The sequence below is a fragment of the Ochrobactrum vermis genome (assembly GCF_002975205.1).
Taxonomy (GTDB): Bacteria; Pseudomonadota; Alphaproteobacteria; order Rhizobiales; family Rhizobiaceae; genus Brucella; species Brucella vermis.
Genome location: NZ_PCOC01000002.1, coordinates 2004601 through 2026962 on the forward strand (window position 1 = coordinate 2004601; position 22362 = coordinate 2026962).

Sequence of the window (22362 nt, forward strand, 5' to 3'; positions counted from 1 at the left end):
CGATGCGTAAACCACGAAGCGAAATGATTGCCGAAACAAGGACGAAGCTGATGGCTGCGGGCCGCAAGGCTTTCGGGACCGTTGGTTATGCCGAAGCTTCGATGGATGATTTTACCGCTTCCGCCGGGCTGACACGCGGCGCGCTCTATCATCATTTCGGCGACAAGAAGGGCCTTCTCCAGGCCGTGATCAACGAAATCGATTGCGAAATGGCCGCGAGATTATGCACCATTTCTGCCAGGGCATCCGACCGGTGGCAGGGTTTTGTCGACGAGAATACAGCCTATATCGAGATGGCGCTTGAGCCGGAAATCCAGCGCATCATGTTTCGCGATGGGCCGGCAGTGTTCGGCGACCCCTCCAGCTGGCCGAGCGCCAATGGCTGTATCCGCACGATAACCACAAGCCTCGATGCATTGTGTGAAGAAGGTGTCATCGTCGATATCGACTCGGAAGCAGCCGCCCGGCTGATCAATGCAGCGAGCAGCAGTGCTGCGCAGTGGATCGCCAATTCAGACGATCCAGAAGCCACATCGAAGCGAGCCGTCAAGGCGTTCCGGACGCTTCTGGAAGGCCTGCTGATCCGAAAATAAATGAACTATCTCTTGTTTTGACGCACATCTTGTCCCGAAAACCGTTTCGCACTTTTCGGGATGTGCTCTAACCCGACACAATCGACGTGAAGTCGGATATGCCTGCGAAACGCGCGGCACGGACCTTACCGTGCTTGCTCGGATCAACGACGAGGTATTTCTGAACGGCGCGCTGCATGGCCATCTGCTTGATCGGCACTTCATGGAAGTGCGAGCAGGTGACCCCGTGCTGATCATCGACGCCGCCTGCCGACAGAAAAGCCTTGTTGATGTTGACGCGCTTCAGAACGTCGATCCCCTCGTCGCTTGAAAACGATGCCGCTTCCGGGTGATAGAGCCCGCCCAGAACCATGAGCCGGACATCGCCGCGCTGCGAAAGGATTTCCGCAATGTTGAGAGCGTAACAGACAACCGTAATGTGCTGGTTCTGCGGGATGCGGTGAGCAAGGTGCGGCATCGTGGTTCCGCAATCGATGAAAACAGTGTCATAGGGTTCGATCAATGCAGCGGCTGCCGAGCAAGCCTGCGCTTTCGCATTGGCGTGGCTGTCTTTTTCAAAATCAAAGACATAATCGCCGTTCGAGCCGTCCTGAGTGGGGATAATGTAACCACCCAAACAATTGAGCATCCCACCATCGCTGCCGATATCACGGCGGATCGTCATTTCCGACACGCCGAGACGCGCTGCCGCATCACGCAGGCGAAGCACACCGACTTCATCGACCAGCGCCGCCAATTCGGCAATCCGCTCTTCCTTCCGGCTGATTCTGCTCACGCTGTCCCCATTCTTCGCGGTTCGCTCACCCGTTTATACGTCCGTCACATTTCACGCAATTGCGATCATCCGATCTTGACAGGCTGAATATAAATGTGAAACGATCCAAACATAATGATCGAATTGTAACATTATAATTCGCATTGTTGGGAGGATATGACAACAGGGTTTTGCGCGCGCCGAACAGAATTCCGTTCTTCGGCCAACAGACCGGGAAGCGTCAGACAGGCGGGAAAACAGATTAAATTTTCGCCCGGCCGGGAAGCCGGGCAAGGAGGAGAACGCTGACGCTCCCCACCGTTCCGGGGTGCGTCGGCATGTTGAAGTAACGCGCACTCTGTCCGCGACGGTCAGGGATGCGTCTCGGGAGGAAATACCAGTGAAAAAATTTCTAGCATCCGTGGCGATTGCCATGTCCGTGGCGGTTCCGCAGGCTCTTGCGGAAGGTGTCGTTGACACAACGAAAATCAACAAAGAGCTGATCACCACTGCCAACGACAAGAAGTACACTATTGCGACTGTTGTGAAGGTGGACGGCATTGCCTGGTTCGATCGTATGCGCGACGGCGTCGACCAGTTCAAGGCGGATACGGGCAATGACGTCTGGATGGTCGGTCCAAGCCAGGCAGATGCCGCGGCACAGGTGCAGATCGTTGAAAACCTGATTGCGCAGGGCGTTGACGCTATTGCCATCGTTCCGTTCTCCGTTGAAGCGGTGGAACCGGTTCTGAAGAAGGCGCGCGAACGCGGTATCGTGGTCATCAGCCACGAAGCGTCCAATATCCAGAACGTCGATTTTGATATCGAAGCCTTCGACAACAAGGCCTACGGCGCCAACCTCATGAAGGAACTCGGCAAGTCGATGGGCGGCAAGGGCAAATATGTCACGACCGTCGGCAGCCTGACCTCCAAGTCGCAGATGGAATGGATCGACGGCGCCGTCGAATACCAGAAGGCCAATTTCCCCGAAATGGCAGAGGCGACCGGCCGTCTCGAAACCTATGACGACGCCAATACCGACTACAACAAGCTCAAGGAAGCGATGACCGCCTATCCGGATATCAAAGGCGTTCTCGGCGCACCGATGCCAACCTCTGCCGGTGCCGGACGCCTGATCGCCGAAGGCGGTCTCAAGGGCAAGGTCTTCTTCGCAGGCACGGGCCTCGTCTCGGTGGCTGGCGAATATCTGAAGAACGACGACATCCAGTACATCCAGTTCTGGGACCCTGCCGTTGCAGGCTACGCCATGAACATGCTGGCTGTCGCCGCACTTGAGAAGAAGAACGACCAGATCAAGGCCGGTCTCAATCTGGGCCTGCCTGGCTATGAAAGCCTGCTGGCGCCGGATGCAGCCAAACCGAACCTGCTTTACGGCGCGGGCTGGGTCGGCGTGACCAAGGAAAACATGGATAAATACGACTTCTAATATCCATGACTGTCTCTGACGGGAGGGGTTTTCTGCCCTTCCCGCCGGACAAATTGCATTCCAGCCTTGCACGAGGCCCTTTATGAGTGAAAACCTGATCGAACTGCGCCATATCGGAAAACGCTTCGGCGGCGTCAGGGCACTGGACGATGTTTCCTTTGCCATCAAGCCCGGTGAAATCCACTGTCTCGCAGGCGAGAACGGTTCCGGCAAATCCACCATCATCAAGGTCATGTCGGGTGTCTACACGCCGGAAGACGGCGAGATACTGATCGACGGCAAGCCCGTCGGCAAGCTCAACCCCGTCAAATCGGTTCATCACGGCATTCAGGTGATCTATCAGGACTTCTCATTGTTCGGGAACCTGACCGTTGCCGAAAATCTGGCAATCAATACTTTCCTCATCGAAGGCCGCAAGGGCGTCGACTGGAAGCGCGTGCGCGAACTGGCGCAGAAGGCGCTGGACCGGCTTGGCGTCAGCATCGATCTCGACGCGGATGTGGACAGCCTGCCGACATCGGGCAAGCAGATCGTGGCGATCGCGCGCGCCGTCATGGCAGACGCCCGCCTCATCATCATGGACGAGCCGACCACCGCACTGACGCGGCACGAGGTCGATGCGCTGTTCAAGATCGTGCGTGATATTCAGGCGCAGGGAATCGCTGTGCTCTTCGTCAGCCACAAGATGCGCGAGATGCTGGAAATCAGTGAAAGACTGACCGTCTTCCGCAATGGAAAGAAGGTTGCCGAAGGTCCGATTTCCGAATTCGACGAACCGTCGATCACCCGCGCCATGACAGGCCAGGAACTCACATCGGACCACTATCACTGGACACCGCGTGAAGGTTCATCCGCCAATCCGGCTCTCGAAATCAAGAACCTTTCTGTTCCGGGCTCGGTGGAAAATGCCAGCCTCACTCTCAGTGCGGGCGAGATCGTCGGCATATCGGGGCTGATCGGCTCCGGTCGCACGGAACTGGCGCTGGCGCTGTTCGGCATGAAGCCGCATTTCACCGGCTCCGTTCGGATCGACGGCAGGCAAGTCCATCCGACCACCGTACAGGAAGGGATCGCCTGCGGCGTCGCCTATGTACCGGAAGACCGCCTGACGGAAGGCCTGTTTCTGACCCAATCGATCGAGCGCAACATCATCGTCACGTCGATCGAGAAATTCGTCCGGGGTCTTTTCATCGACCGCAACAAGGCCGATGCCACCACCCGCGACATGTTCTCGGCACTGCACATCGTCGCCCCCGGTCCGCATACGCCGGTCAATCACCTGTCGGGCGGAAACGCGCAGCGAGTGGTGCTGGCGCGCTGGCTGCTGACGGGCGCAAAAGTGCTGATCCTCAACGGGCCGACCGTCGGTGTCGACGTCGGCTCCAAGGCGCAGATTCACAACATCATCCGCAAGCTCGCCCGCGACGAAGGGCTTGCCGTCCTGATGATTTCCGACGATGTGCCCGAGCTGGTGCAGAACTGCAATCGTGTGCTGGTGATGCATCGCGGACGTTTCGTCGACGAACTTTCCGGTGAAACCATGACCGAAGATGCCGTCAATGACCGGCTCAAGACGCTGAATTGAGGAACCGGCACATGAAGTTCTTTCGCAGTACCGAATTCATCATTGCCTGCGTGCTGTTCGCGGCGATGGTCATCATCAGCCTCATCAATCCGGCGTTCTGGTCGCTGGACAATATCTTCGGCCTTCTGCGCTCCAATGTCGTGATCGGCATCATGGCGCTCGGCGTTCTGCTGGTGATGATTTCAGGCGGCATCGACGTCTCCTTCACCGCCTTTGCCATCGCAGCCATGTATTTGACCGTCCGCGCCATGGTCTATCTCGGCTATGACGGGGTGTTAATTCCATTCGTGGCGGCAACGCTGATCGGCCTGCTGCTCGGTACATTCAACGGTTTCATCATCCATCGCTTCAAGATGATCCCGCTGATCGTGACACTCGGCACCGGTTCCATCGTGCGCGGGCTGGTGCTGGGCCTTGTCGGCACCAGCACCGTCAACATCAACAAGATGCCGAAGGAACTGATCGAATTCGGCAAGACGGACGTGATCTCGCTGACATCGGCCTCCGGCACGACGTTCGGCCTCACCGCGATGTTTCTGGTCTATCTGGCGCTGGCCCTGCTGATCCACCTGATCCTCAATTACACTATGATCGGGCGCAGCGTTTATGCCTATGGCGGTTCGCCGGAAGCAGCAAAGCGCGTCGGCTTCAATACCCGCCGCACGATCTTCTTCGTCTATTGCGTGGCCGGAGCGCTCGCAGGCTTCGCGGGACTTCTGCATTCCTCCATGATCTGGCTTGCCAATCCGCGCGATTTCGTCGGGCTTGAGCTGGACGTGATCGCAGCGGTTGTTCTGGGCGGCGCCTCGATCTTCGGCGGACGCGGCACGGTTCTCGGCACTTTGATGGGTGTCTTCATGCTCGTCATGGTCAAGAACTCACTCATCATCATGAAGGTGGACACCACATGGCAGCGCGTCGTGGTGGGCCTCATCATCATCGTCGCCACGGCCATCACCGCATGGCGTGACCGCAAAAGCATCGCCTGAAGGGAGAGCGCGACATGAAACAGTCTTTCGACATGCGCCGCATCCTTGGCGGAGATAACAACATCATCCAGCTCATCGTCATCACCATACTAGTCTTTGCGCTGATGACCTGGATGAACCCGGACAAGTTCCTGCGTTATTACAACTTCGAATCCATCAGCTACATCATGCCGGAGCTGGGCATCCTCTCCGTCGCCATGATGATTGCAATGCTGACGGGCGGTATCGACCTTTCGGTGGTGGGCATCGCCAATCTGGCGGGCATCATGGCCGGGGTTTACTTCCATTCTTCCATGGTGCAGGCGGCACAGGCTTCCGGCTCGGGAATGCTGTTCTATACCATCATCGGCATATTGCTCGCCTTGCTGATCGGGCTGGTAGCTGGGCTGGTCAACGGCCTGCTGATAGCCAAGCTGCGCATCACGCCGATCCTTGCCACACTCGGCACCGGACAAGTGTTGATGGGGCTTGCCCTGGTTCTGACCGGCGGACCGGCCATCGTCGGTTTCCCAGATGCGTGGAACTGGGTCGGCAACGGCAAGATGTTCGGCATCGCCACGCCATTCCTGCTGTTCATCGCGGTATGCATCGTCGTGGCAATCCTCCTGACGCGCACGACGCTCGGCATCAATCTCATGCTGATCGGCACCAATCCGCGGGCCGCCGTCTTTGCCGGCATCCGCAAGGATCGCATGATCCTCTATTCCTACATGCTCACCGGCGTGCTTGCCTCCATAGCCGGGATCATCCTGTCGGGCCGCACCAACGCAGCCAAATCGGACTATGGCGCATCCTATCTGCTGCAAGCCGTGCTGATCGCCGTTCTCGGCGGCACCAACCCGGCAGGCGGCAAGGGGCGAGTGCTGGGCATCGCCATCGCGCTGATTGCCCTGATGCTGCTTTCCTCCGGCTTCCAGATGATGCGGTTCTCCAACCATCTTATTGATTTCATCTGGGGCGCTTTTCTCATTCTCGTCATCGCGATCAATGCGTCGCGCAATCAGGGCAGGTGATCCCCCATGAAGACTATCGGGCAGGACATCGAATTTCATCTTCGCCGTCAGGATTTTTCTGACCAGCCGCATGTCATCGCCAATACCTACGGTCTCAGCGTTACGGCCTTTCGCTATCCAAGCGGTATCGAGGCGCTACTGGTCGAGAACGAGCGCGGCAATATCATCGTGTTGCCCTTCATGGGGCAAATGATCTGGGGAGCGGAGTTCGACGGCGTCGATCTGACCATGGGCAACAGCTTTTCCATGCCGCGCCCGGCAACCACCATCGTCGAGACCTATGGCTGCTTTGCGTTCCACAGCGGCATCCTGCGCAATGGCTGCCCCTCCCCTGAGGACAATCATCTTCTGCATGGCGAAATGGCCTGCGCGAGGATGGACAAGGCCGGTCTTCTGTTCGGCCATGACGAGCGCGGCACTTTTGTGGAGATTACCGGCGAATATGAATATGTGATGGGCTTCGGCGCGCATTATCTGGCACGGCCCAGTGTGCGGCTTCATGCCGATGAAACGCTGTTCGATATCACCATGGACGTCGAGAATCTTTCATCCGCTCCGATGGAGCTGATGTATATGTGCCACGTCAATTTCGCCTATGCGGAAGGTGCGCAGATTGTGCAGCCAGTGCCCTATGCGCCGGATAACGTGCAGGTGCGCACCGCCGTTCCCGGCCATGTTACGCCCAATGACGACTACCTGTCGCTGATCGACGAACTGGCCACCGATCCAGCCGCGATGGAAGTGCTGGATGAACCGGAGCGTTACGACCCCGAACAGGTCTTCTATATTCGGGGACTGCCGAGGGACGCCGACGGTAACACGCATCTGATGATGCAGCTTCCCGAGGGCGACGGATTTGGCATTTCGTATCCGACCGAAATCTTCCCAAAAACCGTGCGCTGGATTCTCGTGAACGGGGATGCACAGGTTGCAGCCTTTGCCCTGCCTTCTACCTGCGAGCCGGAAGGCTACCTGGCGGAAAAGGCCAAGAACAATGTGCAGGTGCTGGCGTCGGGCGAGCGCGCCATCTTCCCCGTACGCGTCGGCTATCTCGATACGGCAGCCGCCGAGCAGTTTGAAGCCCGGATCAAGGCACTCTGAAATTTCAAAGGAACGTCTCATGACCAGAAAGATCGGAGTGGTCGGCTCCAACATGGTGGATCTCATCACCTATGTGAACCGTATGCCCGGCCCCGGCGAAACGCTGGAAGCGCCGACATTTGAAATAGGCTGTGGCGGCAAGGGCGCCAATCAGGCCGTCGCTGCCGCGCGCCTTGGCGCAGATGTCATGATGGTCACGCGGGTCGGTGATGATGTTTTTGCCGATAATACGATCCGCAACCTGAACCAGTTCGGCGTCGATACGCGCCATGTGCGCAAAGTTCCCGGCAAATCGAGCGGCGTTGCGCCGATCTTTGTCGAACCATCGGGTGAAAATTCGATCCTGATCGTCAAGGGTGCCAATGCCGATCTTCTGCCCGCCGAAGTCGACAAGGCTGCCGATGATCTGAAAGGGTGCGGCCTCATTTTGATGCAGATGGAAGTGCCGGTCGAGACCGTCTACCACACCATCGCTTTCGCCGCTGAAAACGGCATCGAAACCATTTTGAATCCTGCGCCTGCTGCCGCCAATCTCGATCCGGAACGTATCCGGCAGGTGACGTTTCTCGTGCCGAATGAGAGCGAGCTGGCAATCCTCTCCGGCCTGCCAACCGGCACGGACGATGAAATCGCCACCGCAGCGCGTTCGCTCATCGCGCGCGGCATCCGCACCGTCATCGTCACGCTCGGCGGACGCGGCGCGCGCATGATTACCGCAAGCGAGATCGTCAATATTCAGCCGGTCAAGGTAACGCCGAAAGATACCACCGGCGCAGGCGATGCCTTTATCGGCTCCTTTGCCCGCTTTTACGCCGGGACCGGCGATGTGGAAGCCTCGCTTCGCAAAGCCGCACTTTATGCGGCCCATTCCATCACCCGGCCCGGCACGCAGAAAGCCTATGCCAGCCAGGAAGAATTCGAAACGTTCTGCCGCGATCACGCTCCCACGATCGAATGTGCCTGAACGCATCTGAACTTATGAACGGACAATGAAATGACCGAAGCCCTCCCCCGCAATAACGGGACGCCGCTCAAGCCGGAATGGTTTGAGGATGTGTCCGTCAATCGCAGCGCTTCCGAGCGCCGCGCTGCTACAATCAGCGCCCGCCGTTCGGTGAAAAAGGAATATCAGGCTGCTTGGCTCATCCGCGCCATCCAGTGCATCGACCTCACCACACTTGCAGGCGACGACACGGCGGGCCGTGTGCGCAGGCTCTGCGCCAAGGCACGCCGCCCGGTGCGCGAGGATATTCTGGAAGCGCTGGACCTTGCAGATGCGGGCATCACCACGGGCGCGGTTTGCGTTTATCCCACCATGGTGCCGCATGCGGTGAAGGCCCTTGAAGGCTCCGGCATTCCGGTTGCCTCCGTTGCGACCGGCTTTCCCGCCGGACTGACCCCGCTGCCGCTCCGCCTTGCTGAAATCGCCTATGCCGTCGAACAGGGCGCACATGAAATCGACATCGTGATTACCCGCGAGCATGTGCTGACACAAAACTGGTCAGCGCTATACGATGAAATCGCTGCCATGCGGGAAGTATGCGGTGAAGCGCATATGAAGGCGATCCTCGCAACCGGCGATCTCAACATGCTGACCAATGTCTATCGCGCCTCGATGGTGGCGATGCAGGCAGGTTCCGATTTCATCAAGACCTCGACGGGCAAGGAAGACGTCAACGCCACCTTGCCGGTGAGCCTGACCATGGTGCGGGCACTACGCGATTACGGCGAGCTGTCCGGCCAGATCGTCGGCTTTAAACCGGCGGGTGGCCTCAAGACCTCCAAGGACGCGCTCGCCTGGCTCAGCCTCATGAAAGAAGAACTCGGCAATCGCTGGCTGGAACCCGATCTGTTCCGCATCGGCGCATCGTCGATGCTTGGCGATATCGAACGGCAATTGGAGCACTTCGTGACCGGACGCTACTCCGCCGCCAACCGCCATGCCGCTGCGTAAGGAATACATTCAAATGCGACCCATCAAGGACATCCTGAAGACCATGGAATATGGACCTTCCCCCGAAGCAAACGGCGATGTGAACCTGTGGCTGGAACAGCATGGCTGCTCTTTCGGCCATTATATCAATGGCGTTTTTGTCAAACCGGAAGGCCGCAAGGCGATTGTCGTCGCCAATCCGGCCAATGGCGACAAGCTCGCCGAAATCATCTGCGGTAATGCGCAAGATGTCGATCAGGCGGTGAAAGCCGCCCGCGCTGCCTTCGGCAAATGGTCCAAACTGTCTGGCTATGAGCGCGCCAAATATCTCTATGCCATCGCCCGCCACATCCAGAAGCGCGAGCGCTTTCTGGCCGTGCTGGAAACCATGGACAACGGCAAGCCGATCCGCGAAACCCGCGATATCGACATTCCGCTCGCCGCCCGTCATTTCTATCATCATGCAGGCTGGGCCGAGATGGTGGAAGACGAATTCAAGGGCTTTTCGCCGGTTGGTGTCTGCGGTCAGGTCATTCCTTGGAATTTCCCGCTTCTCATGCTTGCCTGGAAGATCGCGCCTGCACTTGCCGCCGGTAATACGGTCGTGCTGAAGCCTGCCGACCTGACACCACTCACCGCTATCGCCTTTGCCGAAATCTGCCATGAGGCCGGTCTGCCTGCCGGTGTCGTAAACATCGTACAGGGCGACGGGACCACGGGTGCAGAAATCTGCGGTCATGACGGTGTGGATAAGGTCGCCTTCACCGGCTCGACGCAGGTAGGCCGGGTCATCCGCGAGCAGATTGCCGGTTCGGGCAAGAAGCTGTCGCTGGAATTGGGCGGCAAATCACCTTTCATCGTCTTTGAAGACGCCGATCTCGATGCCGCAGTTGAAGGCGTCGTCGATGCCATCTGGTTCAATCAGGGCGAAGTTTGCTGCGCCGGTTCGCGCCTATTTGTGCAGGAAGGCATTGCCGACCGCTTCTATACCAAGCTCAGAAAGCGCCTCGAGACACTGCGCGTTGGTGATCCACTCGACAAATCCACAGATGTCGGCGCCATCGTTTCGCCCGGTCAGGTGAAGCGCATTTCCGATCTCATCCAGAAAGGCATCGAGGAAGGTGGTGCTCTCTGGCAGACGCCGAACCCGCTTCCGGCCAAGGGCAACTATATCGCGCCCGGCTTTTTCACCGAGGTGGATCAGGCATCAACCGTCTGTCAGGTGGAAATCTTCGGGCCCATTGCGGCGGCGACCACTTTCCGCACTCCGGACGAGGCCGTCTCGCTCGCCAACAACACGCGCTACGGGCTAGCCGCCTCGATCTGGTCCGAGAACATCAATGTCGCGCTTGATCTCGCTGCTCGGGTAAAGGCCGGTGTCGTCTGGATCAATTGCACCAATATGCTGGATGCAGGCGCGGGCTTTGGCGGCTATCGTGAAAGCGGTTTCGGTCGCGAGGGTGCACGCGAAGGCATGTACGAATATCTCGTCTCCGATTGGGAAAAGGCGCTCGTCGCTCCCAAGGCTATCGAAAACTTCGCGCCTTCAGCCTCACCATCTGGCGACGACAAGATCATCATCGACGGCATTGATCGCACGATGAAAAACTATATTGGCGGCAAGCAGGCCCGCCCCGACGGCGGCTACGGCTATTCGGTAACAGGCAAAGGCGGGGCGGTCATCGGTCAGGCTGGCATCGGTAACCGCAAAGACATCCGCAATGCGGTTGAAGCAGCGGCCAAGGCTTCCAGCTGGAGCAGTGCAACCGCCCATAACCGTGCGCAGGTACTGTACTATCTCGGTGAGAACCTTGATGCGCGCCGTACGGATTTCATCGCGCGGCTGGTCGAAAGCACCAGCATCAGTCAGAAAAAGGCCGAAGAAGAATTCGAAAACGCACTGCGCCGCATTTTCTATTACGCCGCACAGGCCGACAAGTTCGATGGAGCTGTTCATTCCACCAAGTCGCGTCATGTGACGCTGGCAATGCACGAACCATGGGGCGTAATGGGCATCGTCTGCCCGGACGAAGCGCCGCTTCTCTCGCTCGTCTCCCTGGTTCTGCCTGCCATCGCCATGGGTAATCGGGCGGTGGTGGTGCCTTCGAGCCGCCATCCGCTGATCGCAGGCGATTTCTATCAGGTACTCGACACGTCCGACGTACCCGGCGGTGTGGTCAATATCGTCACTGGCGAACGCGACCTTTTGACGAAGACACTTGCCGAGCATGATGATGTTGCAGCACTCTGGTATTTCGGCTCGCGCGAGGGCAGTGCCATGGTGGAAAAGGCGTCGGCGGGCAATCTCAAAGCAACCTGGGTCAACAATGGCCGCCAGCCCAACTGGCTCAACAAGGCGAATGGACAAGGCCGGAATTATCTGCGCCGCGCGATACAGGTAAAGAACATCTGGGTGCCTTACGGGGCATAGGATCACACATCAAAGGGCCCGCTTTCGCGGGCCTTTTGTTGAGCGGTCTGCGCTCACTGCGGCACCCACAGAATAGCGTCCGGGTTGATCCCGAGCAGCAACGCCTGCGCGACCGCACGTGCCTTTAATTCCGCGCCTGCGTCAGGCTCGCGCGAAAGCACCCAGAAATAGCTTCGCGTCGAACCGACAATGATTGACCACTGATAGTCCTCTTCATCGACATCCACGATATTATAGCCGCCATAGAACGGCCCAAAGAAAGAAACTTTCAACGCGCCTTCGTCGGCGGACCGTACAAAGCTGGCGGTTCCTGTGGCTTGCGTCCAGCGCCCTTTCCATGGATCGAAGCCGCGATTGACCACTTTGACGGTTTGATCGGACTTCAATGAATATTCGGCAGTCGTCCGGGTCAGGCCGCGCTCAAAGCGGTTTTCCAGTCGCCCGACCTCATGCCATTTACCCAGATAGCGTGTGAGATCGAAGGGCTTCACCGGCACAATTCCCTGCGGGATTTGGGGCGATCTTGCCCGTGTCAGCGCGTATCCCACAGCCAGCCCCGTCAGGCCAAGAGCGAGTTTTCCAAATCTCATCGTCTTCCCTTCCTTTGTCGCATGAAAGGACAAACCGATGCGATGGCGATTGGTTCCGAAGCCCAAACAAGACGCATTTCCGCAGCGTCATCCAACTGTCACGCAATCGGAATAGAAGCTCCCAAGCCATTTGGATTGCGGGAAAATGTTACACTCCTCTAATATAAAAGCGGATATCGCCGTTCGGGCTGAAGGGCTGAATTTGGCCTATGGCCCGGCCACCATCTTGAAAAATATCGATCTTTCGCTGCCCAGAGGACAAACGCTCGCCCTGCTCGGACCATCCGGTTGCGGCAAGACAACTCTGCTTCGTCTCGTAGCTGGTCTTCTCGCTCCGACGAAAGGGACAATCACAATCAACGGCGTCACCGTTGCGAATGCCTCGACAGGCTCGTTCATTCCGCCGGAAAAGCGTCATCTCGGCATGGTGTTTCAGGATTATGCGCTTTGGCCGCATATGACTGTTTTCGGCAATGTATCCTTCCCTCTCGAGATGCGTGGGCTCGGCCGCGCGGAGCGCGAAAAGCGTGTTGCCTCTGCACTCGATCGCGTCGGCCTGACCGGGTTCGGTGAGCGTGCCATCAGTGATATGTCGGGCGGCCAGCAGCAGCGTGTTGCCATTGCCCGCGCCATCGTCGCCGAACCAGGACTGGTGCTGTTCGACGAACCGCTTTCCAATCTCGACCGTGAACTGCGCGAAAACATGGTCACCGAGATCGGGCAGCTTGTCGCCAATCTCGGCCTGACCGCGATCTACGTCACGCATGACCAGAGCGAAGCATTCTCGCTTGCCGATCAGGTGGCCGTCATGCGCGCCGGTGTGATCGAACAGCTCGCGGCACCCGAAGCCCTCGTCGCCGAACCGACGACACCGGAGGTCGCCGATTTTCTGCGGCTCGGCTGTGTGGTGCCGGTGGAGCGGCGCGACGATGCCTACCGAATTGCGCGCACCGAAATCCACATCGCCCATGATTCCGCCGCAGGACATGCAACGCATGTGTTGTTGCCGTCACGTTCGGTTCGCAGCGTTCCCGTTCATGACGCTGCAATTCCAGCAACAGTCCTGCGCTCGCAGTTTCGCGGTGACGGCCATTTGACCACCGTGCGCATCGGCTCACATCAGGACGGTCACGAACTGACCTATCTCGACAGTATCCGCCTTTCACCCGGCGCTCCGGTTGGCATTTCCGTCGATGCCAGCCAGCTACGCTGGTTTTCGAAATAAGACCATCACATCAGGCAATATCTCAGGAGGCACAGATGAAGAAATCCATTCTCGGCGCGGGACTTGCGCTTGTCACCGCTTTGCTCGCCAGCACGGCGGCCTATGCGGACATCACGGTCTATTCGGCAGGCCCCGGCAGTCTGATTGAGAAGCTGGCTGCGGGCTTCACCGCCAAGACCGGCGCAAAGGTCAATGTCTTTCAGGCAACGACCGGCAAGGTTATGGCCCGCATCGAAGCCGAAGCTGCAAATCCGGTTGTCGACGTTCTGATTTCAGCTTCGTGGGACACGGCAACCGATTTCGCCAAGCGCGACTGGCTGGTCGCCTATACCAGCCCGAACGCCGCGAAAGTGCCGGATTTCCTCAAGAATGAAACGGCAGTCGCACAAGGCGTCTCCGCCCTGGGCATTGCGTGGAACCCGGCAAGCAAGACGCCGAAGCCCACCGAATGGGCCGATCTTGCCAAGCCTGAATACAAGGATCTGGTCAACCTGCCGGACCCGGCACAGTCAGGCGCAACTTTTGAACTCGTTGCCGCTCTTCAGGCGCAGCAGGGCTGGGATCTGTTCAAGAACCTGCACGAAAACGGTGCCGCTGTCGCCGGCGCCAATGCAGAGGCTCTGAACCCCGTTCTTCAGGGCGCCAAGGCCGCAGTGTTTGGTGCGGTCGACTACATCTCGCTTGCAGGCAAGGCCAAGGGTGAATCCATCGACGTCATTTTTCCGGCGTCCGGCACCGTGATCGCGCCGCGCCCGGCCATGATCCTCAAATGGTCGAAGAACCAGGACGAGGCCAAGCAGTTCGTCGATTACATGCTGTCCGATGAAGGCCAGAAAATGGTTGCCGACACCTATCTGATGCCGTCGCGCACCGATATTCCGGCCAATCGCCCACTGATCGGCGATCTCAAAATCCTGCCGGTCGACGCCAAGGAAGTCTATGGCAAGCGCAGCGAAACGCTGAAGGAATTCGGCGCTGCCTTTGCCGTCAGCAACTGATTTTTGAAGGACAGGCAGACATGAAGACAAGCAGTGCGGCGGCTGGCAATCCGCTCGGTTTCGTTGCGGTTGCAGGGCTCGCATTCATCGTCGCGGTGCCGTTTGTCTTTATTGTCCTTCAGGCAATCTTTCCGCAATTGGGGAGAGGCTCGCTCGCCGAGCCTTTCCTGCATCTGTCCGCCTTGTTCGAAGATCCGAAACTTTTGCGCATGAGCGGCAATACCGTGCTGCTCGGGCTTTCTGTGGTGGCGCTTTCCGCGCTCATCGCTGTTCCGCTTGCGGTTTTCAGGGCGCTCTACAAGGTGCCTTTCGCCGTTTTGTGGGACGTGCTGATGCTCGTGCCCTTCATGATCCCGCCTTATATCGCCACACTTGGCTGGATCATGACCTTGCAGCCACGCGGCTATCTCGAACAGCTCGCCGGTTTCAATCTGGCTCCGTTCCTGTTCTCGGTCGCGGGCATGAGCTTCGTCATGGCGCTGAACACGTTTCCGCTCGTCTATTTCGCAGTGTCGCGCACGATTGAAGCGGTCGGCGCACGCTATTCCGATGTCGGACGCGTGTTCGGGGCATCGCCGTGGCGCTCCTTTATTCGCATTACCCTGCCGCTTGCGACGCCAGGTCTGGCAGCAAGCCTTCTTCTGGTTTTCGCAGCGTCCATTGAAGAATACGGCACGCCCGCAGCGCTTGGGCGCCGTTCCGGTTTCGACGTACTGGTGACGGAAATCGACCTGCGCATCTCGGACTGGCCCATCGACCTTGCCGGAGCAGCCGTCTTTTCGCTGGCGCTTGTCTGCCTGTCGCTTGCAGCCTTTCTGGTGCAACGCTGGATACTGACGCGCCGCTCCTATGTGACGACGGGTGGTAAGCCGCAAGCCAAAGACAAGCGTTCGCTCGGAGCCCTCACCATTCCGGTGGTGGCTCTCTTCGCCATCGTCGCCTTTGCCGCAACAGGCATTCCCTTGCTGGCCATTCTGGCGAGTGCCCTTTCCAAAACCGTTTCCGGCGGGTTGACCCTGTCCAACCTCGGCTTTGACAATTTTGCCGCCATTGCCGACAACAGCGCAGGTGGCATACGTGCACTGGTCAACAGCTTGTCGCTCGGCATTGCAAGTGCCCTGCTAACGGGATTTCTCGGCGCCGTTGCCGCCTATGCCGTGGTGAAAATGCGTTTCCGGGGTCGCTTCTGGCTCGACGTGCTGACCGTTCTGCCAAATGCCTTGCCCGGCGTCGTTGTGGCGGTCGGCCTCATTCTGGCATGGAACCAGCCCATGCTGCCCGTCTCGCCATACAACACACCGCTGATCCTGCTGCTTGCCTATTGCTGTATTCTTCTGCCGCAGCCGATCCGCTATGCATCGGCTGCCTTTCACCAGATCGGCGACAATCTGGAAGCTGCGGCGCGGGTCTGCGGTGCAAACAGCTTCACAGCTTTCCGTCGCATCATGCTGCCGTTGATCGCACCCAGCCTCATCACCGCCATGCTGCTCGTCTTTGCCGTCGCGACCCGTGAGCTGGTTGCGTCCATACTGGTCGCTCCGGTTGGAATGCAGACCATCTCGATCTTCATCTGGCGCCAGTTCGAACAGGGATCGGTCGGCCTCGGCATGGCCATGGCATTCATCGCCATTCTTATCACCACGCTTTTACCGCTGGTTCTCATGGGGTTGTTGAAGCGCTCGGGTCTCGTTAGAGTTTGACCTGCCTTGCTGATCGGGGCCTTTCTGATCGAGGCCTTCCTGATCGGGGAATGCGCGCAAACAACGAGATAGAGCGTTTCCAATGATCTCATACTGACTGGGAGCGCTCCGGGAGAACCGTTTTGACGAAACAACCCGTTGTCTTGAAAAGAGAAGAGTGGGCGAGGCGCGAAGATGCCTGGTCCGGTCGTGTCGAAGGCAAGAGATTTGGCACCGACGCGTCAATCATATTCTTTTCAACCGATGTTGTCGGACATGGCCCCAAGCTGCACCGGCACCCCTATGACGAGATTTTCATCGTCCGCCAGGGGAAAGCTTTGTTCATTGTCGGCGATGAACAGATTGAGGCGACAGAAGGACAGGTCGTCTTCGGTCCCGCAAACATACCGCACAAATTCATCAATCTGGGGCCCGGGCGTCTGGAAACAACCGACATTCATGTCAGCCAGCATTTCGAGCAGGAAGACCTTGAGTGAACGCAAGTTCCCCTCCCCCATTATTGGCAGAATTATCTTGCGCTGGCACTAAAAGATGATAATTTTAGTCATATTAATGCGACGATATCCTGACGCATTTCCGGCAAACAGGCCGGCCACTCATTGGAACACTGTTTAAATACGGGTCGGAACAGTTTGGGCTTTTGGCATTCTATGATCTGGCAAGCCGAAGGCATCCGGGTGGTTGCGCCGGTCCAATGGCGTGTACTGGACGGGCTGGTCAGTGTCTTTTGGGAGGCCGAAAGCCAGACGGGAGCCAACGGCTATTTCCTGTCGCATGATCCCCGCATCATGATCTTTTTCCAGGATGTCTCATCCAACATTCGCATATCGAACGACAATGGTGTCTTTGGCCAGCATCGCCGCCCGATGACACGTGCGATCTATATACCGGCCGGCGTCCCGATGTGGACGAGTACGGTTTCGCTCCACCGTTTTTCGCACCTCAACCTGCATTTCCATAAAGATCGGCTGCTCAGATATCTCAGCCCTGCGCTCGGTACGTCCATGGCCATGGCCGCTATGCGCAGTCCGGTTGAAATTCAGGATCTCGGTGCGATAGAAACACTTGCCCGCCTGCTGGTCGACGAAACGGCCAATCCGTCGAAACATGGGCTTTTTGCGGAAAACCTGATCGGCAGTATTCTGACCGGCCTCCTCGATATACCGGGAGAGCAGAACAAACAGGGCTATGGCCGCCTCACCATGGCGCAGATGAACAAGCTGAACGCACGGTTCGATAGCTGCAGCGATCGCCGATTGAGCATCGCAGAAATGGCAGCGTCCGTTGGTCTGTCGGAAAGCTGGTTCGCCAATGTGTTCAAACAGACGACAGGCAAAACCCCGCTGCAATGGCAAATGGCGAAGCGCATCGATCTGGCGCAACAATTGCTGGCGGAAAGCGAAATGACCGTTGCCGGTATTGCAGCCCAGCTCGGATTCACCGATCAGGCTCACCTGACCAAGGCCTTCCGCCAGGTCGTGGGAGAAACGCCAGCCGCCTGGCGACGTTTTCAGTCCAACCGTTAATCCTACCAGGTGCGGCGAAGCGTTGCCGTAATCTCGCGGCCGGGATTATAGAAATCTGCTCCAAAGCCGCCATAGGCGACATATTTCTTGTCAAACAGATTGCTGACAGTGACCTGCAGCGCCGAGTTATCGAGAAACTCATAGGTGAATGCAGCATCGAATACGACATTGCCGCTCGTGCCCGAAGTATTGGCCGGCGTGAAGTAATAGGCGCCGATATAGCGACCGCCGACACCGAATGTCATGTCGCCGCGACGCCCGCTACCTTCAAGTTTGTAGTTTGCCCAAAGCGACGCAAGGTGCTTTGAAACGAACTGCGGACGGTTGCCCTCGTTACCGCTGGTGCCGTTCTCGACGATCTCCGAGTCCATATAGGAATAGGCTGCGATCAGGTTGATATTGTTGGTCAACTCCGCCTTGGCTTCCAGATCGATGCCGCGAACGCGGACCTCGCCGATTGTGGATGGTTGAAGCGTGATGGGATCGGTAACCGAGATATTGTTCTTGGTCAGGTCATAAACCGACGCTGTGAACAAGGCAGGAAACGCGGACGGCTGGTATTTTACGCCGACTTCAATCTGTTCGCCGCGCTCGGGATCAATGCCGATGGCCGGAGGAGCAACCGATTCAGCATAACTCGTATAGACCGCCCATTCATCGGTCACCCGGTAGGTCAGACCGAACCGGCTCGTGAATTCGCTAAGATCACCATCCGCAGTCGTGTTCTTCAGATTGTTCGTCTGCGACAGGTCGAGCCAGTCATTGCGCAGGCCAACGCTGGCGATCAGCTTTTCTGCGAATGTCAGATCCTGCTGGAAATAGATCGCTTTGGTTTTCTGCCTGGTCGACGTGCTGCCGATAAGAGGCAGACTGACCGGAGCGCCTGTAAAGACAGGGTTGGTCCAGTCGATACCCGGAGCCGCTCCCCAGAACGTCTTGTTGGTGGCGGAATAATTATTGTATTCGATGCCTGCCATCGTCCGGCTTTCGAACCGGTCAAAGCTGGTCTCATATTTCAGGTTAGCATCGCCGACGAAATTCTCGGCTGAAGCTTCGTTCCCGAAAAAATCGCGTTTGGCGATTGTGGAACCATCGGTGGGCGTAGTCGAAATATAGGCATAGCCGAAATCGGTGTCCTGCTTGCTATAGCGCCCGTTCGCACTGAAACTCAAACCATTGCCGAAATCATGATCGAACATGGCACTGACGGTATTTCTGTCTGTGCCCCGATAGTTGAAATCAGGCTCGCCGAAAAAGCGGCTTCTGTTGAAATCCGTACCAACCGGATGACCGCCGCTTCCCGGAACGCCATTGCGGTGAAGATGATCGAAAATCACCGTCAGATTGGTCGCGTCGCTCGGACGCCATGTCAGCCCGCCCATGATGAACTTTTCATCGTCGCGCGAATAATCGTATTCGGCGTCGGCATCCTTGAACTTGCCGGTAAAGCGATAGGACAGCATGTCGTCGCCGGTGAGATTATCGCCAAAGTCGAAGCCGACTTCCTTGTGGTTGAAGGAGCCGCCGGTGACATAGGCTTCGCCAAAGCGCTCCCTCTTCGGTCGCTTGGTCACATAATTGACCAGACCGCCGGGATCGGAAACGCCGAAGGCCGTGGAGCTGGCGCCTTTCAGGACTTCGATACGTTCGAACGCATAGGGTTCTTCCCGTATGCCACCGAAGGGACGACCAAGGGAAAGCCCGTCGCGATAGGTGTTGGCGTCGAAACCGCGAATCTGGAAGAAATCGAACCGATCATCCGATCCATAGAAATTGGTGGAAACGCCAGCCGTATATTGCAGCGCCTGTTCGACGGTCTGCGCGTTGCGCTCCTGCATTTCCTTGGCGGTGATCACTGATACGGAAGCTGCCGTATCCATAATGTCCGTCGCCATCTTGCCGCCGCCAGTGGTTCTTGTTGCGACAATTGACTTTGAATCGTCATCGCTTCCACCTGTGCCGTCGACCGTAATGGTTTTCAGCACTGTGGGCGCTTCCATCGTCGTTGCCTGCTGCGCTGAAGCCAGGCTTGGCAAGGACACAACGAGCGCCGTGCATCCCAGAAGAATTGCTCTGCGATAGCGGACCCGGTTGGTTTTCTTCGTCTCGACGGTCTTTGAAATAGTCATGGTCAGGTCCGATATGCCGTTTGCGGTGGTCGCTTTTTTGCGACGGCGTTTCAAATCGTGGAGACACTGACCAGCGCTTCGATCAACGGCGGGATGAGCCCGGCGATCGATACGATGAAGAAACTGAAACTGTCCCCGCACCGCCACTAACTTGAGAACGTTTGTCCAGTATTGTAGAAAACTGCTTTTTTGTACGAAATCACGGTTAATTCGCACCAGCTTTATCGTGGTGCACGCTTCGGCCTTGACGCAATGGGTTTAACTTGAGAGTGAAAGGCCACTTTACATACAAGGAGAATGCGCCGGATGACGTGGTCCATTCGCTCTCTATTTTTCGTGGCTCTGTCCTGCATTGCAATCATCATGCCGCACGCTGCGCAGGCTGGTGAAAAGACTGCCTATCCGATTGTCATCAAACATGCTTTTGGGACAACCACGATAGAGAAAAAGCCCGAGCGGATTGTCACTGTTGCCTGGGCGAACCATGAAGTTCCTCTTGCGCTCGGCGTGGTGCCGGTCGGCTTTGCGCGCGCCAATTTCGGCGATGACGACAATGATGGTCTCCTGCCGTGGGTGGCGGCGAAGTTGAAGGAACTCGGCGCAGATGCGCCTGTCCTTTTCGATGAAGGCGACGGAATCGATTTCGAGGCAGTGGCCGAAACACGGCCCGATGTCATCCTTGCATCCTATTCCGGCTTGAGCCGGTCCGATTATGATACGCTGAGCCAGATTGCCCCGGTGGTTGCTTATCCCGAAGCGGCCTGGTCCACGGATTGGCGGGATATGATCCGCCTCAACAGCGCTGGCATGGGCATGGCGGCGGAAGGCGAAGCGCTGATCGCCAAGATTGAAGCCGAAATCGCCCAGACGGTCAGCCAATATCCGCACTTGAAGGACAAGTCGGCCATGTTCGTCACGCATCTCGACGCGACGGACCTCAGTACAGTCAATTTCTACACCACCAACGACACACGGGTGAAGTTCTTCAAAGACCTCGGCCTGAACTCGCCCAAGAGCGTCGTCGACGCCTCCAGACCGGGCCAGTTCTCCGGTTCCATCAGCGCCGAACGCGTAGACATGTTCGACGACGTCGACATCGTCGTGACCTATGGCAGTCAGGAATTGCTGGATGCCATGAAGGGCAACCCTCTTCTCGCCAGAATGCCGGTCGTCGAAAACAACGCGGTGGTTATGCTGGGCAGAAATCCGCTTGGAACAGCCGCCAATCCGACACCGCTTTCGATTTCTTGGGTGCTGAAGGACTATGTAGCCCTTCTTGCCGGTGCGGCCGATAAAACGAAATGACCGTCACCCGCCATACCCGGCATTCGAGCCCGCCGATCAGCACATATCGGTCCAGCAGAACCAAAACAGGCTGGCTTGGCACTGCTGTTTTTATTCTCCTGATCCTCTGCGTTCTGTCTGTATCGCTCGGCACGCGCGAAGTTCCCTGGTCGGATATTGTCGCAGCATTGCGCGGCCATCTAGACACGGTCGGACAAGCCGCTGTCGCCATGCGTATTCCACGCACCTTGCTGGCGCTTCTCGCCGGGGCAGCACTTGGACTGGCGGGTGCCATCATGCAGGGCATTACACGTAATCCGCTGGCGGACCCCGGCATTCTGGGTGTCAACATGGGCGCATCGCTCGCCGTCGTCATCGGCGTCGCCTGGTTCGGTATCGTCTCGGCACCCGCCTATATCTGGACAGCCATATTCGGCGCAGGTTGTGCCGCCGTTTTCGTCTATACGATCGGATCGCTTGGTCGCGGCGGCGCGACACCGCTCAAGCTTGCTCTTGCAGGTGCAGCCACATCCGTCGCATTTTCCTCACTGGTCATTGCCGTAGTCCTGCCGCGCAACGATATTGCCGGTGGCATCCGTGCATGGCAGATCGGCGGCGTCGGGGGAGCGACTTTCGATCGCCTCAACTATGTGCTGCCGTTTCTCGTTGTCGGCTTCGTCATCAGTCTCTTGTCAGCCCGCAAACTGAACTCGCTTGCGCTTGGCGACGAACTTGCCGCCGGTCTGGGTGAACGGGTTGCCATCGCGCGCGCCGTCGCGGCGCTCGGCGCAATTCTCCTTTGTGGTGCAACCACCGCCATCTGCGGCCCCATCGGATTTGTCGGGCTGGTCGTGCCGCATCTCTGTCGCCTGCTGGTCGGGGTCGACCATCGCTGGCTGTTACCATTCTCGGCGCTCAGCGGAGCTTGTCTCCTGCTTGCCGCCGATATTGTCGGACGGCTCATTGCGCGCCCGGCCGAACTTGACGTCGGGATCGTGACGGCCCTGATCGGAGCGCCGTTTTTCATCTGGATCGTCAGACACCAACGGATTGGCGAGTTGTGA

19 protein-coding genes are annotated in these 22362 nt (G+C 57.8%); 16 read left to right on the forward strand and 3 right to left on the reverse strand.

Translation table 11 applies throughout. From position 1 onward, the window contains the following. The first annotated feature begins 2 nt into the window (after positions 1 to 2). Complete coding sequence (locus tag CQZ93_RS23550; protein ID WP_105544935.1) at positions 3 to 593, forward strand: TetR/AcrR family transcriptional regulator; 591 nt, start codon at positions 3 to 5, stop codon at positions 591 to 593. A 67-nt stretch (positions 594 to 660) separates the two neighbouring features. Here the strand turns inward: CQZ93_RS23550 and CQZ93_RS23555 are convergent, their stop codons facing one another. Next, positions 661 to 1368 (reverse strand): DeoR/GlpR family DNA-binding transcription regulator, encoded by a 708-nt coding sequence (locus CQZ93_RS23555; RefSeq protein ID WP_105544936.1) that lies wholly within the window; start codon positions 1366 to 1368, stop codon positions 661 to 663. Positions 1369 to 1747: 379 nt separating this feature from the next. Here CQZ93_RS23555 and CQZ93_RS23560 point away from each other — a divergent pair, with 379 nt between their 5' ends. The 8 genes from CQZ93_RS23560 (at position 1748) to CQZ93_RS23595 (ending at position 11846) form a co-directional block, all read left to right on the forward strand. After that, the gene (locus CQZ93_RS23560; protein WP_181153458.1) at positions 1748 to 2794 is read left to right on the forward strand and encodes an autoinducer 2 ABC transporter substrate-binding protein; all 1047 of its coding nucleotides are present in this window, start codon (positions 1748 to 1750) and stop codon (positions 2792 to 2794) included. A gap of 82 nt (positions 2795 to 2876) precedes the next feature. Further along, positions 2877 to 4379 carry a sugar ABC transporter ATP-binding protein gene (locus CQZ93_RS23565; protein WP_105544937.1) on the forward strand — a complete coding sequence of 501 codons (1503 nt, stop codon included), beginning with the start codon at positions 2877 to 2879 and terminating at the stop codon, positions 4377 to 4379. Positions 4380 to 4390: 11 nt separating this feature from the next. Next, positions 4391 to 5368, forward strand: coding sequence for an ABC transporter permease (locus CQZ93_RS23570; protein WP_105544938.1), 978 nt, complete (start codon positions 4391 to 4393; stop codon positions 5366 to 5368). A 14-nt stretch (positions 5369 to 5382) separates the two neighbouring features. After that, the gene (locus CQZ93_RS23575) at positions 5383 to 6381 is read left to right on the forward strand and encodes an ABC transporter permease (protein ID WP_105544939.1); all 999 of its coding nucleotides are present in this window, start codon (positions 5383 to 5385) and stop codon (positions 6379 to 6381) included. A gap of 6 nt (positions 6382 to 6387) precedes the next feature. Further along, positions 6388 to 7482, forward strand: a complete 1095-nt coding sequence (locus CQZ93_RS23580; RefSeq protein WP_105544940.1) for an aldose 1-epimerase family protein — start codon at positions 6388 to 6390, stop codon at positions 7480 to 7482. Between the two features lie 19 nt (positions 7483 to 7501). Beyond that, positions 7502 to 8446 carry a ribokinase gene (rbsK, locus tag CQZ93_RS23585; protein ID WP_105544941.1) on the forward strand — a complete coding sequence of 315 codons (945 nt, stop codon included), beginning with the start codon at positions 7502 to 7504 and terminating at the stop codon, positions 8444 to 8446. Positions 8447 to 8476: 30 nt separating this feature from the next. Continuing rightward, positions 8477 to 9436, forward strand: a complete 960-nt coding sequence (gene deoC, locus CQZ93_RS23590; RefSeq protein ID WP_105544942.1) for a deoxyribose-phosphate aldolase — start codon at positions 8477 to 8479, stop codon at positions 9434 to 9436. A 13-nt stretch (positions 9437 to 9449) separates the two neighbouring features. Further along, the gene (locus CQZ93_RS23595) at positions 9450 to 11846 is read left to right on the forward strand and encodes an aldehyde dehydrogenase family protein (protein ID WP_181153459.1); all 2397 of its coding nucleotides are present in this window, start codon (positions 9450 to 9452) and stop codon (positions 11844 to 11846) included. 53 nt (positions 11847 to 11899) lie between these two features. On the opposite strand, the gene CQZ93_RS23600 is transcribed toward CQZ93_RS23595, so the two are convergent. Then, positions 11900 to 12436 (reverse strand): lipocalin family protein, encoded by a 537-nt coding sequence (locus CQZ93_RS23600; RefSeq protein ID WP_105545281.1) that lies wholly within the window; start codon positions 12434 to 12436, stop codon positions 11900 to 11902. A gap of 145 nt (positions 12437 to 12581) precedes the next feature. On the opposite strand from CQZ93_RS23600, the gene CQZ93_RS23605 reads away from it, so the two are divergent. The 5 genes from CQZ93_RS23605 (at position 12582) to CQZ93_RS23625 (ending at position 17885) form a co-directional block, all read left to right on the forward strand. After that, the gene (locus tag CQZ93_RS23605; RefSeq protein ID WP_105544943.1) at positions 12582 to 13661 is read left to right on the forward strand and encodes an ABC transporter ATP-binding protein; all 1080 of its coding nucleotides are present in this window, start codon (positions 12582 to 12584) and stop codon (positions 13659 to 13661) included. A 35-nt stretch (positions 13662 to 13696) separates the two neighbouring features. Next, positions 13697 to 14659, forward strand: a complete 963-nt coding sequence (locus CQZ93_RS23610) for an ABC transporter substrate-binding protein (protein WP_105544944.1) — start codon at positions 13697 to 13699, stop codon at positions 14657 to 14659. A gap of 20 nt (positions 14660 to 14679) precedes the next feature. Next, positions 14680 to 16359, forward strand: a complete 1680-nt coding sequence (locus CQZ93_RS23615; RefSeq protein WP_105544945.1) for an ABC transporter permease — start codon at positions 14680 to 14682, stop codon at positions 16357 to 16359. 122 nt (positions 16360 to 16481) lie between these two features. After that, a complete protein-coding gene (locus CQZ93_RS23620; protein WP_105544946.1) occupies positions 16482 to 16835 on the forward strand; it encodes a cupin domain-containing protein in 354 nt (117 codons plus the stop codon). 156 nt (positions 16836 to 16991) lie between these two features. After that, positions 16992 to 17885 carry a helix-turn-helix domain-containing protein gene (locus CQZ93_RS23625; protein WP_210201114.1) on the forward strand — a complete coding sequence of 298 codons (894 nt, stop codon included), beginning with the start codon at positions 16992 to 16994 and terminating at the stop codon, positions 17883 to 17885. A 2-nt stretch (positions 17886 to 17887) separates the two neighbouring features. Here the strand turns inward: CQZ93_RS23625 and CQZ93_RS23630 are convergent, their stop codons facing one another. Continuing rightward, a complete protein-coding gene (locus CQZ93_RS23630; RefSeq protein ID WP_105545282.1) occupies positions 17888 to 20014 on the reverse strand; it encodes a TonB-dependent siderophore receptor in 2127 nt (708 codons plus the stop codon). A 306-nt stretch (positions 20015 to 20320) separates the two neighbouring features. Here CQZ93_RS23630 and CQZ93_RS23635 point away from each other — a divergent pair, with 306 nt between their 5' ends. Further along, positions 20321 to 21319, forward strand: a complete 999-nt coding sequence (locus tag CQZ93_RS23635) for an iron-siderophore ABC transporter substrate-binding protein (RefSeq protein WP_105544948.1) — start codon at positions 20321 to 20323, stop codon at positions 21317 to 21319. Continuing rightward, positions 21316 to 22362 carry a FecCD family ABC transporter permease gene (locus CQZ93_RS23640; RefSeq protein WP_105544949.1) on the forward strand — a complete coding sequence of 349 codons (1047 nt, stop codon included), beginning with the start codon at positions 21316 to 21318 and terminating at the stop codon, positions 22360 to 22362. The genes CQZ93_RS23635 and CQZ93_RS23640 overlap by 4 nt, the downstream gene beginning before the upstream one ends.

Coding starts and splice junctions, on each gene's coding strand:
- CQZ93_RS23570 (WP_105544938.1), top strand. CDS start 4,391: ATGAAGTTCTTTCGCAGTACCGAATTCATCATTGCCTGCGTGCTGTTC.
- rbsK (WP_105544941.1), top strand. CDS start 7,502: ATGACCAGAAAGATCGGAGTGGTCGGCTCCAACATGGTGGATCTCATC.
- CQZ93_RS23600 (WP_105545281.1), bottom strand. CDS start 12,436: ATGAGATTTGGAAAACTCGCTCTTGGCCTGACGGGGCTGGCTGTGGGA.
- CQZ93_RS23595 (WP_181153459.1), top strand. CDS start 9,450: ATGCGACCCATCAAGGACATCCTGAAGACCATGGAATATGGACCTTCC.
- CQZ93_RS23580 (WP_105544940.1), top strand. CDS start 6,388: ATGAAGACTATCGGGCAGGACATCGAATTTCATCTTCGCCGTCAGGAT.
- CQZ93_RS23565 (WP_105544937.1), top strand. CDS start 2,877: ATGAGTGAAAACCTGATCGAACTGCGCCATATCGGAAAACGCTTCGGC.
- CQZ93_RS23630 (WP_105545282.1), bottom strand. CDS start 20,014: ATGACTATTTCAAAGACCGTCGAGACGAAGAAAACCAACCGGGTCCGC.
- CQZ93_RS23615 (WP_105544945.1), top strand. CDS start 14,680: ATGAAGACAAGCAGTGCGGCGGCTGGCAATCCGCTCGGTTTCGTTGCG.
- CQZ93_RS23635 (WP_105544948.1), top strand. CDS start 20,321: ATGACGTGGTCCATTCGCTCTCTATTTTTCGTGGCTCTGTCCTGCATT.
- deoC (WP_105544942.1), top strand. CDS start 8,477: ATGACCGAAGCCCTCCCCCGCAATAACGGGACGCCGCTCAAGCCGGAA.
- CQZ93_RS23640 (WP_105544949.1), top strand. CDS start 21,316: ATGACCGTCACCCGCCATACCCGGCATTCGAGCCCGCCGATCAGCACA.
- CQZ93_RS23550 (WP_105544935.1), top strand. CDS start 3: ATGCGTAAACCACGAAGCGAAATGATTGCCGAAACAAGGACGAAGCTG.
- CQZ93_RS23610 (WP_105544944.1), top strand. CDS start 13,697: ATGAAGAAATCCATTCTCGGCGCGGGACTTGCGCTTGTCACCGCTTTG.
- CQZ93_RS23605 (WP_105544943.1), top strand. CDS start 12,582: ATGTTACACTCCTCTAATATAAAAGCGGATATCGCCGTTCGGGCTGAA.
- CQZ93_RS23575 (WP_105544939.1), top strand. CDS start 5,383: ATGAAACAGTCTTTCGACATGCGCCGCATCCTTGGCGGAGATAACAAC.